This window comes from Streptomyces coacervatus (genome assembly GCF_029223485.1).
Lineage (GTDB): Bacteria > Actinomycetota > Actinomycetes > Streptomycetales > Streptomycetaceae > Streptomyces > Streptomyces coacervatus.
Genome location: NZ_JARHTP010000001.1, coordinates 465,800 through 479,417 on the forward strand (window position 1 = coordinate 465,800; position 13,618 = coordinate 479,417).

General features: G+C 70.2%; 11 protein-coding genes. 2 read left to right on the top strand and 9 right to left on the bottom strand.

The genetic code is table 11. The annotated features are described in order from the left end of the window. Positions 1 to 65 precede the first annotated feature (65 nt). From P2Q00_RS02050 to P2Q00_RS02090, 9 genes are all read right to left on the bottom strand, one after another. Entirely contained in the window at positions 66 to 2,375 is a 2,310-nt protein-coding gene (locus P2Q00_RS02050; RefSeq protein WP_275768824.1) for a glycoside hydrolase family 127 protein, read from the bottom strand. Then, positions 2,375 to 3,343, bottom strand: a complete 969-nt coding sequence (locus P2Q00_RS02055) for a glycoside hydrolase family protein (protein WP_275768826.1) — start codon at positions 3,341 to 3,343, stop codon at positions 2,375 to 2,377. The genes P2Q00_RS02050 and P2Q00_RS02055 overlap by 1 nt, the downstream gene beginning before the upstream one ends. 119 nt (positions 3,344 to 3,462) lie before the next feature. Further along, positions 3,463 to 4,983: an arabinosylfuranosidase ArfA gene (arfA, locus tag P2Q00_RS02060; RefSeq protein WP_275768827.1), complete on the bottom strand. Its 1,521-nt coding sequence runs from the start codon at positions 4,981 to 4,983 to the stop codon at positions 3,463 to 3,465. 107 nt (positions 4,984 to 5,090) lie between these two features. Then, on the bottom strand, positions 5,091 to 6,164 hold the full coding sequence (locus tag P2Q00_RS02065; protein WP_275768829.1) for a lactonase family protein: 1,074 nt from the start codon (positions 6,162 to 6,164) through the stop codon (positions 5,091 to 5,093). A gap of 65 nt (positions 6,165 to 6,229) precedes the next feature. Further along, positions 6,230 to 7,189 (bottom strand): sugar kinase, encoded by a 960-nt coding sequence (locus tag P2Q00_RS02070; protein WP_275768831.1) that lies wholly within the window; start codon positions 7,187 to 7,189, stop codon positions 6,230 to 6,232. After that, positions 7,186 to 7,890, bottom strand: coding sequence for a bifunctional 4-hydroxy-2-oxoglutarate aldolase/2-dehydro-3-deoxy-phosphogluconate aldolase (locus P2Q00_RS02075; protein WP_338059287.1), 705 nt, complete (start codon positions 7,888 to 7,890; stop codon positions 7,186 to 7,188). The genes P2Q00_RS02070 and P2Q00_RS02075 overlap by 4 nt, the downstream gene beginning before the upstream one ends. A gap of 53 nt (positions 7,891 to 7,943) precedes the next feature. Continuing rightward, complete coding sequence (locus P2Q00_RS02080) at positions 7,944 to 8,765, bottom strand: carbohydrate ABC transporter permease (protein ID WP_275768834.1); 822 nt, start codon at positions 8,763 to 8,765, stop codon at positions 7,944 to 7,946. Then, positions 8,762 to 9,793, bottom strand: coding sequence for a carbohydrate ABC transporter permease (locus P2Q00_RS02085; protein WP_275768836.1), 1,032 nt, complete (start codon positions 9,791 to 9,793; stop codon positions 8,762 to 8,764). Before P2Q00_RS02085 ends, P2Q00_RS02080 begins: the two co-directional genes overlap by 4 nt. Beyond that, entirely contained in the window at positions 9,790 to 11,133 is a 1,344-nt protein-coding gene (locus P2Q00_RS02090; RefSeq protein WP_275768837.1) for an extracellular solute-binding protein, read from the bottom strand. The genes P2Q00_RS02085 and P2Q00_RS02090 overlap by 4 nt, the downstream gene beginning before the upstream one ends. 483 nt (positions 11,134 to 11,616) lie before the next feature. On the opposite strand from P2Q00_RS02090, the gene P2Q00_RS02095 reads away from it, so the two are divergent. Then, positions 11,617 to 12,666, top strand: a complete 1,050-nt coding sequence (locus tag P2Q00_RS02095) for a LacI family DNA-binding transcriptional regulator (RefSeq protein WP_275768839.1) — start codon at positions 11,617 to 11,619, stop codon at positions 12,664 to 12,666. Beyond that, positions 12,663 to 13,427, top strand: a complete 765-nt coding sequence (locus P2Q00_RS02100) for an SDR family NAD(P)-dependent oxidoreductase (RefSeq protein WP_275768840.1) — start codon at positions 12,663 to 12,665, stop codon at positions 13,425 to 13,427. The genes P2Q00_RS02095 and P2Q00_RS02100 overlap by 4 nt, the downstream gene beginning before the upstream one ends. Positions 13,428 to 13,618: the final 191 nt, after the last annotated feature.

Genomic DNA, 13,618 nt, shown 5'->3' on the forward strand with positions numbered 1-13,618 from the left:
GTGCTCAGGACGGCCGGAGAGTAAGGCGGGGCCGGGGTAGCGAGACTTCCGGGTGGTGGATCACGTCAGCGCACCAGGCGCACTTCGCGCAGCCGGACGGTGGTCGCCGGCCCGGTCGCTTCGAACCGAACCTTGACGGGTCCGGCGGGACGGTCCGTGTCGAGCGGGAGGACCTGGGAGATCTCCTCGCCCTCGCGATCCGGTGAGGGCGTGATCGTGCCCAGCGCTCGTCCGTCGACCAGCACACGGGTCGGCCCGGCCTGAGCGTCCGAGAGGTGGATCACCTGCAGGCCGGTGGCGGTACCGTCCCGGTCTGTCAGACGGTAGGACCACCATCCGGTGCCGGCCCGCCACCTCAGTCCGTCGGTGAGGCCCGACCACGTGTCGTACCCCAGGAACCGGTGGTCGCTTTCGGGCTGCTGCTCGCCCGCGGTAACGGCGTCGACGGTGCGGTCGTGCAGCGCGAGTGCCGCTTCGTCGGCCGCGCGGAGCTCCGCCCGCCGCTCCTGGAGCCGCTCCGGTTCCGCCAGGGGGAAGTAGAGGCAGTAACGGGAGTCGTGGATGCCTGCGAAGGGCACGAGGGTGACGGACTGACCCGGTCGCGCGTCCACGTGATCCAGGGCGAAGGCCAACCGGTCCGGGGCGAGCCGCCGCACGCCGGCGGCCGCATCGGAGGTGCTCCGGGCGAGCACGACGGGCAGGTTCTCCAGCGGACGCAATGGGCCACTGGCGACATGCCCCAGCCTGGAGTCGTCGGCGAAGAGGCCGACTAGGTCGTTCCGGTCGCCTTCGGCCGCGAGGACACTGGGACCGTAGCGGAACGACACCCACGGCGAGCCGTCGGGCAGCAGCTCGGCGCTGATGCGTGGGCGAAGGCACATGGTGACCGTGTCCCCTTCGCGCCACTGCCGCTCAAGACGCACGTATGTCAGGGGCTGTCCGCCTGGCTCGTGGCGCGTCGTGAGCGGGGCCGGCCCCTCCTCGGGCGGCGCGCCGTTGACGCGGACCTGGGGTGGCCCCTCGTGCCAGCCGGGCACGCGTAGGTGGATCGCCACAGGGATGGCGGGAGCGTCGCGCACGACGAGTCGTACCTCGTCGTCGTAGGGGACCGTACCGGTCTGTTCCAGCACCAGGCCGTGTTCGGGCCGGTTGAGCCGGGAGGCGATGAAGAGGTTGACGAACAGGTCGTCGCCCTCGGTCGTGTACACCAGCTCGGCGTACTTCGCGTGGTTCTCCAGCCCGGTGCCGACGCAGCACCAGAAGCAGTTCTGGGACGTCGACACCACGCGGTAGTGGTCCGGCCGGACCGGGGTGAAGTACACCAGCCCGCCCTTCGGGTGCAGGGACGAGAGGATGTGGTTGACCGTCGCACGCTCGTAGTGGTCGAGCACCTCGGCGTCCGGCCGTTCGAGGAACAGGGCGCGGCTCAACTTGAGCATGTTGTAGGTGTTGCAGGTTTCGGGGCCTTCCGGCGACTGGAGCGCGGAGCTGAAGTCGTCGCGGGGGTGCAGGTGCTCTCGTACGGAGTTGCCGCCGAAGGAGAGCGTCCGGTGCCGGGTCATGGTCTGCCAGAAGAACCGGGCTGCGTCCCGCAGCGCGGGGTCGCGGGCGACCTCGCCGAGTCGCTGGTAACCGACGACCTTCGCGATCTGGGTGTTGGCGTGCATCCCGTCGAGGACGTCGCGGTGTTCGCGCAACGGGGTGAGCAGGGACTGGTCGAGGAATCGCCGGGCCAGGGCCGCGTACCGGTCCGTGCCGGTGACGTCGGCGAGGTCCGCCAGAACCTCGCACATCCCGCCGAACTCCGTGCGGAGCATGGCTTCGTGGGTGTCGTCGTCCATCTCCGCCGCTGCCCGGTCCCACCAGTCGGCCAGCCGTCGGGCGGCGGTCAGCGCCAGGTCCGAACCGGCGTGCCGGTGGGCGTCCAGCAGCCCGGCGAAGAGCTTGTGCAGGTTGTACCACGGGACCCAGGCACCACCGAGCTCGAACGAGTCCCGCTCCACCTGCCCCGCGGCCACCCGCTTCCACAGCCGCACACCGTCGGGGATGCCTCCGACGTAGCCGGTGCCCAGGGCGTCCTGGCACTCGACAACGCCTTCGATCAGACGTTTGACCAAGGCTCTCGGTCGGGGGTCGTCCGTCGCCGCGCACATGAGCGCGGCGCCCGACAACGCGTGCCCGACGGTGTGGCCGTCGAGGCCGGAGCTCTCCCAGTTGCCGTAGGACTCGGCGATGGGCGGCAGGCCTGCCTCGCGCCGCAAGGGCGCGAGGAGCCGGTCGGGGTCGAGGGACAGCAGGTACTCGAGGGCGGTGGCCTGTGCGTCGAGGAACGGGCCGGGAAGAAGGCGTACCGCGCTGCGGGGCAGTGGCTGCATCAGTGCTCGTTTCCTCTGTTCGAAGGCCCTTCGAGCGGGAGGATGGGGGCCTCAAGGACCTCGTCGCGGTCGCACACGAGGGTGTCTCCGCTCACCCGCAGACGGGCGGCGTGGACCGAACTCCGGCGGTCCTCGTGGCTGGCGTGGGGTCCGGAGTGGCCGTCGGGACGCCTGGGGTGCGAGAAGTAGAAGATGAACGCGCCGAGTTCGCTGGTGACGACATCGGCGTGGTAGCCGTATCCCCCGTCGTCCGGGCCCTGCCCGGGATGGTCGAGGATGAGTCCGCGCGGTTCCCATGCCTCCAGGTCACGGGAGTGTAGAACCCGCTGTCCATGCCACTCGTCGATGATCATCCAGTAGCTGCCGTCCAACTCGAAGACGTTCGGGCCTTCGTGCTTCGAGAACTCCACGACGGGCCCCCGGACGGTCCAGTGGGCCAGATCGTCACTGTCCGCCGCGTAGGTGTGCGCGTTGTCGGCCTCGTCCTTGTACCACATGCGGTAGCCACCCGTGGGGAGCCGCAGCACGCAGGCGTCGATCACTCTGTCGGACGAGAGCGACAGGGTGGAACGGTAGGTCCACGAGAAGAGGTCGTCGCTCGTGTAGTGGCGGATCACGCGCGCGTGGCCCGGCCACCGGGTCGGAACACCGCGGATCACGCTGACGTACATGTGGTATTCGGTTCCCTCGTCGACGATCTCGGGAGCCCAGTAGGTGTTCCGCCCGGGCTCGGTGTCCAGTCCTTCGGCGATTCCCCGGTACAGCCAGGTGGCTCCGCCGTCCGCGGAGGACGCGATGCCGATGTCGGTGCCGTGGATCCAGCTCGCGTCGTCGATCGGCGGGGCGTCGGCGCGACGGCTCGTGTAGAACATCCACCACTCGCCGGCCCGCCGGTTCCAGATGACAGTGGGGTCGGTCGCGCCGTCGTGCATGGGGTCTCGGAACAGGGGTCGGGCAACGGTTGTCATCGGTTCTTCCCGGGCGTGAGTGTGAGGGTGCCGTGTGAAAGCCCATGGGCCGGGCCGGTGTCCGCGACGTGGACGGCGGCGGTGGCAACGGCCCATGGGCGGTCGGTATGCCGGAGTGGTCAGTCCTGCCGGCCGGTCAGCCGGATCATGTTCCAGGAGAGCGGCTCGAGTTCGGCGTGCAGGACGCCCTCGGTGACGGTGGTACCGGTGGCGGGATGCGGGGCGACCCGGTCGGGCCGGTCCGCGGTGTTGACGGCCTCCGGGTCGCTGTCGGCCAGGACCAGGTGCTCCACCAGGGTGTGGGCGCCGACGCCGCGCAGGTCGATGTTCAGCGGCAGGGCGTCCGTCTGGCCGCGGTTGACCGCGAAGACGGTGACGTCGCCGGTCTCGTCGTCGATGACGGCGGTGGCGTGCAGCAGCGGCACCTCGCCGAACTTCGCCGTGGTGTACGTCGGGCTGTCCACGTCGACGCGCAGCACTCGGCCGCGCCCGTACGTCGAGGCCTGGGCGAAGGGGAAGAACGTGGTCTGCCGCCAGGCCGGGCCGTCCGGCTCGGTCATGATCGGCGCGATGACGTTGACGAGCTGGGCCAGGGAGGCAGCGGTCACCCGGTCGGCGTGCCGCAGCAGCGCGATGAGCATCGAGCCGAACACCACGGCGTCGGTGACGGTGTAGACGTCCTCCAGCAGGCGCGGGGCCTGCTGCCAGTCCTCCACGGCGTGCGGGTTGGGCCGCTTCTGGTACCAGACGTTCCACTCGTCGAAGGAGAGGTTGATGCGCTTGGTCGCCTTCAGCCGGGCGCGGACGTAGTCGCAGGTGGCGACCACCGACTCGATGTAGTGCTCCATGTCGACGGCGGACGCCAGGAAGGAGTCCCGGTCGCCGTCGATCTCCTCGTAGTAGGCGTGCAGGGAGACGTGCTCGACGTTGTCGTAGGTGGCCTCCAGGACGGTGGCCTCCCAGGCGGCGAACGTCTTGATGCCGGTGCCCGAGCTGCCGCAGGCCACCAGCTCCAGATCGGGGTCGATCATCTTCATGGCGCGGGCGGTCTCGGCGGCGAGCCGCCCGTACTCTTCGGCTGTCTTGTGGCCGATCTGCCAGGTTCCGTCCATCTCGTTGCCGAGGCACCACATCTTGATGCCGTACGGCTCCTTGGCCCCGTGGTCGGCGCGGCGGTCGGACAGTTCGGTGCCGCCCGGGTGGTTGCTGTACTCCAGCAGCCGCAGGGCGTCCTCGACCCCGCGGGTGCCGAGGTTGACGGCCATCATGGGCTCCATGCCGGTCTTCGTGCAGAAGTCCATGAACTCGCCGAGGCCGAACTCGTTGGTCTCCGTGGTCTTCCAGGCGAGGTCCAGCCGGACCGGGCGCTCCTCGCGCGGTCCCACGCTGTCCTCCCAGCGGTAGCCGGAGACGAAGTTGCCGCCCGGGTAGCGCACGGTGGTGACGCCCAGCTCCCGGACCAGGTCCAGGACGTCCTGGCGCAGGCCGGCGGCGTCGGCGGCCGGGTGGTCCGGCTCGTAGAGGCCGGTGTAGACGCAGCGGCCCATGTGCTCGACGAACGATCCGTACAGCCGGGGGTTGACGGCGCCGATGCCGAACGCCGAGTCGAGGGTGAAGCGTGCGGGAGTGGTGCGGGACATGACTGCCTTTCGTTGACTGTTTCAGGCTGTTCGGTGTGCGCGGACGAGTCCGTTCAAGCCATGCGGGGGTTGGGGGGCGGGCATGAAAAGGGGGCGAGACGGTCGGGTCAGAGGACGAGTGCGCAGACCACCGACGGAACGGGCAGCGCCGCCCCCGCCTGCCGCAGCGCCCCGTCGTCCAGGACACGCAGCGCGACGAGCGTCCCGCTGTGCTGGTTGGCGACCAGCAGATGACCGTCCGCGTAGGTCAGGCCGCGCGGCCAGGTACCGCCGGCGGACATCTCGTCGATCGGTGACAGTGCTGTGCCGGTGACATGGAACGCGGCCACCGTGTCCGCGCCCCGATTGGTCACCCACAGGAAACGGCCGCAGGGAGAGGCGACGATGCCGCCCGGCTGGTTGGTGACGTCCTGGACGGCCGTGGCGGGCACCGAGGAGACGCCCGTCAGGGTGCCCGTACCGGCGTCGTACCAGTGGCAGGTGACCGTCGAGGACAGTTCGTCCGCGCTGAACACCAGCCCACCGCCGGGAGCGAAGGCGAGGTGGCGAGGACCGGAGCCGGGGCGCAGCCGGTTCACCGCGACCCGCTCCAGGGTGCCGCCTCGGGTGTCGAGCCGGTAGGTGAAGACCGCGTCCGCGCCCAGGTCGGTGGCGAGGACGTAACGGCCCGCCGGGTCGACGAGCACCTGGTGGGCGTGGCTGCCTTCCTGCCGTCCGGCGACCGGGCCCGACCCTTCGTGGACGGCGACGTCGGTCAGTTCCACGAGGCGTCCGTCCGCGTCGAGGCGGTGCACGGCCACGCTGCCGGGCGCCGTGTCGCTGCCGTAGTTCGCGGTCAGCAGCCAGCCCCCGCCCGGGTGGACGGCGAGGTGGCACGGGTTCACGCCGCCGCTGCTCAACGGGGCGCCCGACGGGAACAGTCGGCCGTCGCGGTGCCGGACCAGGGCACTGACGGTGCCCGGATCGGTCTCGTTCGTGCTGTAGACGACGTCGAGTGAGGGATGCGCCACCAGGAAGGAGGCCCCGTTGACGGGCACCGGCGGCACTGCGGTGTCGTGCTTCAGGCGTCCGGTGTCCGGGGCGAGTCCCAGGGCGGCGATGCCGGCGCCGGTTCCGCCGGAGTCGGGTGTGTAGGAGCCGGTGAGGACAGTGACCTCGTCGTGGGAGGTGGGCGTGGGCATGCGTGTGGTCCCTGGAATTTCCTTGAGCAGGTGGGTACTTGAGCGAACGTGGTGCAGGGAGAGGCTCAGCGCACGATGTCGTCGTGGTGCTCCAGCAGCCCCAGTTCGAAGCGGCGGGGCAGGCCTTCCCAGTCTCCGGTGGTGCTCACCGCGAAGGCGCCGAGCAGAGCTGCGGTCCGCAGCCGCCGCTCCGGGGGCTCGCCCGCGAGCAGTTCGGCGAGGTACCCGGCGGCGAACGCGTCTCCTGCTCCCACCGAGTCGAGCACGGTGACGGGAACGGCGGGTTGCCGGTACGGCCGTCCGTCGAGGAGGGCGTACGCGCCCTCGGCGCCGAGCTTGATCACGGCTCCGGAGGGGCCGAGGTCGCAGACGGCCTTGGCGAGCTCCTCCGGTCCGTCGGCGTCGGGAGTCATGAGCCTGCCTTCGTACGGTCCCGCGAAGACCAGGTCGCTCCTGCGCAGCAGCGGCAGCAGTGTGCGTCTGGCCTCGGCCTCCCCCCACAGCAGGGAGCGGTAGTTGATGTCCAGGGAGACCGGTACTCCTGCGGCGACAGCGATGTCCACCGCCCGGGTGACGGCCCGGGACGGCCCCTCGCCCAGGGCCGGGGTGATGCCGGTGATGTGCAGGGCCGCCGCTCCGGCGACGAGGGCCTCGGGAATGTCCTCCGGGGAGAGCCGGGAACCGGCCGTACGGGTGCGGTAGTAGCGGGTGCGGCTGTGCGTGGCCGTACGGCGTTCCCGCAGCAGCAGCGAGGTGGGGGCGGGGTCTCGTGCGGCGACCGTGGTGACGCCTTCGGCGCGCAGCTCGCGGAGGATGAGGTCGCCGAGCGAGTCGTCGCTGACCCGGCCGACCCAGACGGCGGACCCGCCGAGCCGGCTGACGCCCACGGCGACGTTCGACTCGGCTCCGGCGAGCCCGAGACGCAGGTCGGAGCCGACGGCCAGCGGGCCGGTGTCCGACCCGGCCAGGACCGCGAGGACTTCGCCGACGGTCACCAAGTAGCGTTGCTGGGAAGGGGCGTTCACGGTCCCACCTCCTGGTGGCGGGACGTGGCCCGGATCGCGTCGAGCAGTGCGCGGGCCCTCTCCGCGAGGGACTGGAGGTTCTCCGCCGCCGGGTTCCGGTCCGCTCCGCGCAGTAGCGGGGAGCCGATGCCGACGGCGAGGGCGCCCGCGTCCAGGTAGTCGGCCGCATGGTCGACGCCGACTCCGCCGACGGCGACGAGCGGGACGTCGGGCAGCGGGGCCCGCAGCTGCCGCAGATGGGCGGGGCCGCCGGTGCTCGCGGGGAAGAGCTTGACGGCGGCGGCGCCCGCACGCCAGGCGATGGACACCTCGGTGGGCGTCCAGGCGCCCGGGTAGAACGGGATGCTCCTTTCGGTCGAGCAGCGGATCACGTCGGTGTCCACGGCCGGGGCCACCAGGAACTCTGCCCCGGCCGCGAGCGCATCCCGGGCCTGCCCGGTGGTGATCACCGTGCCGGCGCCGACCGCCACCCCGGGCCCGAGCTCGTCCCGGACGGCGGCCAGCGCGTCGAGGGCACCCGGTGTGGTGAGGGTGACCTCCAGGCAGGTGATGCCGCCCTCCGCGAGGGCCCGGGCCACGGCGGGCAGTCCCGTCGCGTCGGCCGACCGGAGGATGGCCATGACCCGGGTCCGGCCCAGTTGCGGGGTGAGTGGGGGACGCCCGGTCACGGCCTGACCGCCGTGGACGACGTGCCGAAGCACTGGGTGGTGGTCATGCGAAGTTCCTTTGCGGCGTGGTGCGTTGGTGGACAGCGTTACTTGAGTCCGGAGGTGGAGACTCCGGCGACGAAGCCGCGCTGCAGGATCAGGAAGAGCACCAGGACGGGCACGACGTACACCAGGGTGCCTGCCGCGACGAGGTTGTTGAGCTGGCCACCGTGCGCGTTCCGGTAGCCGGTGGCGAGCTGGACGGCGAGAGTGGTGCGGTCGGTGTCCAGCAGCAGCGCGGGCGCGATCCAGTCACCCCAGGTCCAGGAGAACGACAGGATCAGGCTGGTGGCGATGACCGGCCATGACTGGGGCAGGAAGATCCGCCAGAAGATGCGGATCTGCCCGCAGCCGTCGACGATCGCCGCCTCCTCCAGTTCCTTCGGCATGTTGCTGAAGAACTGCCGGAACAGGAAGATCAGATACGGGGCGCCGCACAGGCCCCACAACACCCACGGCATGTACGTGTTGAGGAGGCCGACCTTGGCGAACATCAGGTAGGTCGGGATGAGGGTGAAGATCTGCGGCAGCATCATCGTCGCCATCAGCACGCCGAAGATCACTCGTTTCCCCGGTGCTTCGAGGCGGGCGAAGCCGTAGCCGGCCCAGGCCGAGGCGAGCGTCGCGAGGACCGAGTAGATGGTGGCGATCGTCAGGGAGTTGCGGGCGTAGCCGAAGTAGTCCCAGACGTTCAGCGCCTTCAGGAAGTTGCCCGGGCTCGGATGGTGCGGCCACCAGTGGATGGGGACGGCGCTCAGCTCCGACGAGTCCTTGAACGCGGTGATCACGAGCCAGCCGAACGGGCTGAGCATGAGGACGAGGACGCTCACCAGGAGCATGTAGACGACACTGCGCCGGGAGAGTGTCATCGGGCGCCTCCGATCGTACGGGTCCTGGTCTTCGCGCGCTCCGGCTCCACGGAGTAGAAGACCGCGCCCTTGCTGAGTCTGAAGATGACGAGGGTCACGCCGACGATGATCAGGAAGAGCACCCACAGCATGGCGGAGGCGTAGCCGTAACGGCCGCCGACGAGGTACTGGTCGAGGACCTGGATCATGAAGAGGGAGTTGCTCTCAGGGATCGATCCGATGCCCTTCGGGGTGGGGTCGAGCGAGATGAGCAGCGGTGCGAGGGTCTGCAGCGAGGCGATGATCCCGGTGACGACCTGGAAGAAGATGACGGGGGAGAGCAGCGGCAGGGTGATCCGGGTGAAGGACTGCCAGGCACTGGCGCCGTCGACCCGGGCGGCCTCGCCGAGTTCCTTGGGGATGTCCTGCAGTCCCGCCAGCGAGATGATCATGACGTTGCCCACGCCCCACATGGTCAGGACGATCAGTACCCAGCGGGCATAGGGGTCCGCCAGCCAGGTGAGACCGTTGACGTCGAAGATGTCCAGCAGGCCGTTGGCCGCCCCGGAGTCACGGTCGAAGATCATCCTGAAGGTCAGGGCGGCACCGACCGGCGGCACCACGGCGGGCAGGTACAGCAGCGTGCGGAACAGGCCGCGGCCCCGGATCGGCTGGTTCACCAGCACTGCCAGGAACAGTCCCGCCACGATGGTCAGCGGCACGGTCGTCGCGGTGAACACTCCCGTGCGGGCCAGGGAGGCCAGCGTCTCCGAGTCGGAGAACACCTCCTTGTAGTTGTCCAGCCCCACGAAGCGGGAGTTCGGCGACAGCCCGTCGGAGTTGGTGAAGCTCAGCCACAGGGCGTACCCGAGGGGAAAGGCCGTCAGCGCCGCGAACCCCAGCACCCAGGGCCCGGCGAAGACGTAGAACGACCAGGCCCGGCGGCTCGTCAGCGAGCGCCGCCGGCGCGGCGGCCGGGTGGCCGCCGCCCCGGCCGGGCCCTGCGCAGCAGGCCCGGCAGCGGACTCGGTGAGCTGTCCAGTGCTCACCCGAGCACTTCCTTGCCCTTGGCGAGCAGGTCGTTCATCTGCTTGTTCAGCTCGTCCGCGACCTTGCCCGCGGAGGTACCGGACTTGACCGCGCCCGGCACGACCTTGCTGATCACCCCGTCCAGGGACGTCAACTGGGCGTACGGGGTGAACGGCAGGACGGAGAAGTGGGTCAGCTCCTCCTCCTGCACCTTGAAGGCCTGCTTCTGGTAGGGCTTGCCCTGCGGCATCTTCGGGCGCAGCGACTTCAGGGTGGGAATGCCCCAGCCGGCGGCGGCCCTGCCCTCGGCGGGCTCCTTGCCGAAGAACCACTCGAAGAACTTCCAGGCCGCGTCCTTGTTCTTGGCCTCCGTCGGAATCCAAAAGCCGGTGGCGCTGAAGCAGGTGCTGACCCGGCTGTTGCCCAGCTGGGGTGCGGGGGCCAGGCGCGAGACCTCGGCGACCTTGGGGTCGCCGCCGATGGCTCCGCCGAACCAGTAGCCGTCGCCGGCCATCGCCATCCGTCCCGCCTGGTAGGTCGGCCAGTCCCAGCCGTCCGGGTTCGGGTTGACGACGCTCGGGCCGATGTCGGCCTTCGTGTAGTCCAGGTACCACTGCAGCGCCTTGAGCGCCTCGGGGGAGGAGAAGTCCACCGAGGTCAGGTCCTCGGTGAAGAGACTGCCGCCGGCCGACGCGGTCATGGCCATCAGCGGGGAGAAGGAGCCGAGTCCCGTGATGTTCATGCCGTATACCTTCACCTTGCCCAGCCGGCGCTTGACCAGGCGCTTGCCGAGGTCCAGCCACTCCTCGCTGGAGAGCGGCTCGGTGTCGCTGGGCAGTTCCAGCTTCGCGGCCTCGAACAGGTCGGTGCGGTACCAGAACATCTGGTCCTGCGAGTAGTCCTTGGCCATGCCGTAGCGGGGGCCCGCGCCCTGCTTGCTGCCGTCGTAACGCCACAGGTCGTTGACCGGGTCGAGGTCGGCGGGCTTGAGCACCGTGCTCTTGGCGAAGTACGGGTCCAGGTCGGTCATCAGCTTGCGCGCCGCGAAGTACGGGGCTTCCGTGGCTCCGAACCCACGCACCACGTCCGGCGGGGTCTTGGCGGCCAGCATGGCGTTCAGCTTCGTGGGGTCCTTCTGGAGGAACCTGATCTTCACGCCCAGTGCCTGCTGGGCGGCCTTGATGTCGATGTCGTCCTTCTCGCACATGACCGTGAGCGTCGTGCTGTCGCCCTTCGAGCTGCCGCCGGAGCCGTCGTCGACGGAAGCGGCACAGCCGGACAACGCGGCCGCGCCGAGCGCGGCACCGGAGAGAGTGAGGAAACGACGTCTGTCGAGGGACTCTGTGGTGGGGACGGACATAGCTGGACAGCCTTTCGTGCGGAATGTATGGGGAACGCGGAGCTGCCGCGGGGAGGAGCGGCAGGGAAAGGGGCACGGGGTAAGGCGTGGGGACGACTCGATCGGGAGGCACCGTGCTCTCGCGGCCCTGGTTCGGATGTCCCGGACCGGGCGCACACGGCTGTCCGGCACGTGTGTCGCCACTTCCTGGTCCGCACGCGACGGCGACGGTGGTCGCCTGCGCGGTGACATTCCCGGGCGCGCCGTAGCGCACCCGCCCATGGCCGGTATCCGGCGTTGACAATGCTGCGTCTGCATGGACCGGTTTCTGGGGCTCTGCCCAGACGTATCGGCTATTTCCGTCTGGGGAAACCGGTTGACTCGAACTTCGGCGAACGTTAAGTTGCAGCGCCAGAAGATGTCAAGAGCTTGTTAACAGACCGGAACTCGCCCCCGCCGCAGATGCCGAGCGGCCCGTGGCGCCCACCCGGAAGGAGGACCCACGTGGCGGAACAGCCTGTCAGGGCGAGGCTCGTGGACGTGGCGGAGCGGGCCGGAGTCTCCAAGGCCACCGTGTCCAAGGTGCTCAACGGCAGACAGGACCTGAACGTGCGGCCGGAGACACGCCGACGCGTCCACGAGGCCGCCGAGGCGCTTGGCTACCGGCCCCATTCCGGGGCCCGGGCACTGGCCGGCGCCAGCACGCACGCACTGGCCCTGCTGGTCCCCGCCCTGGACAACCCCACGTACGTCACCATCGCCCGCGGCGCCTACCGGCGCTCCCGTGAACTGGGCTATCTCTCCCTGCTGGCCGAGGACTTCGACGGACAGGAAGCTGACGAGTCCTTCAACGACCTTGTGCAGGAGGGCAGGGTCGACGGGCTGCTCATCGCCTCCGCCCGCCCCGGTCACCCGCTGCTCAAGGCACTCCGCGCCAGCCCGGTCCCGCACGTCTTCGTCAACCGGTCGGTCGAGGGGGCCGGGCGAAACGTCACCATGGACGTGGCCCGTTCCAGCGTCACCGCCCTCGATCACCTGCACGGCCTCGGTCACCGCGCGGTCGGCCACATCGCGGGCCCGCCGGGCATCACCCCCAGCGACACCCGCAAGGAAGCGTTCCTGCGGCACGCCGCGGAGCTGGGAATGTCCGCCGCGCCGGTGGCGTCCGGCGACTTCACCGAGAACGGCGGCGGGTCGGCGGCACGGGAACTGCTCCGCCCGGTGGACGGCGACGGCCGCCCACCGGTCACCGCGCTCTACACCAGCTCCCTCGCGCAGGCGATGGGTGCGATGGCCGCGATCCGGAGTTTCGGGTTGCGCGTCCCCGAGGACGTCTCGGTGATCGGCAATGACGACCTGCCCGTCGCCGCGCACCTCCACCCCCCGCTGACCACCGTGGCCATGCCCCTGTACGAGCTGGGGACGGCGGCAGTGGACGCCCTGGTGGCAGCCATCGAGGGCGCGCCGGTCAGCGACGTCGTCGTACCGACCGAGCCGCGGCTGGTGCTGCGCAGTTCCACGGCCAGACCGGCAGAAGCAGGAGGCACGCCATGACTGTTGCCGCAGCGGCGCGTTTCACCGGCCGTACGGCCCTGCTGACCGCGGCCGCTTCCGGCATCGGAGCGGCGACTGCCCACCGACTGGCGGCGGAGGGAGCGTCGGTCCTCGTGACCGACGTGGACGCCGAGGGCGCCCAGCGCGTCGCCGAGGAGGTCCGCGCCGCAGGAGGACAGGCGCAGGGCCGGCGCCTCGACGTCACCTCACCGAGTCAGTGGACCGCGGCCGTCACCGAGGTCGAGTCCTGGACCGGGCGCCTCGACGTGCTCCACCTCAACGCCGGCCAGAACGTGCACGGAGCGGCTCACGAACTGGACGACGCCACCTGGCACCAGCAGTTGCGGCTCTGTCTCGACGCCGTCCTCTACGGTGTCCGCGCCACCGTGCCCCTGCTCAGGACGGCCAGGGGCGCGGTGGTGATCACCTCGTCCGTGCACGCGGTCATCGGCTTCAAGGGCTTCCCCGCGTACGCGGCTGCCAAGGGCGGGATCGACGCCCTCGTACGCCAGCTCGCCGTCGAGTACGGCGGGCAGATCAGGTTCAACGCCGTCCTGCCCGGAGCCGTGGCCACCGCCTTGTGGGCCGAGGTGCCCGACGAGTACAAGGCCCTCGCCGCCTCACGCACCCCCGTGGGCCGGCTCGGTACCCCCGAGGACATCGCCGCCGCCGTCGCCTTCCTCGCCTCGGAGGACGCCTCCTTCATCACCGGCCAGAACGTGCTCGTGGACGGTGGCCGCAGCATCAGCTCCCAGGAGTAGGCCGCCCTCGCCGGTTCCGGAGGGACCTCTTTCGCTCCAGGAACGACCCGCCCTCCGCGTCCCGACGGGCCCCGCCTGCGGCTGTCCCGCACATTGGCCCCTTCCTCACAGCTCGTCTCTCTCCCCGGATCGGGCAACTCCTTGCGCCCGCCACACCGCACCGGCTCACCCGCTCGGCCGTATACAGCACA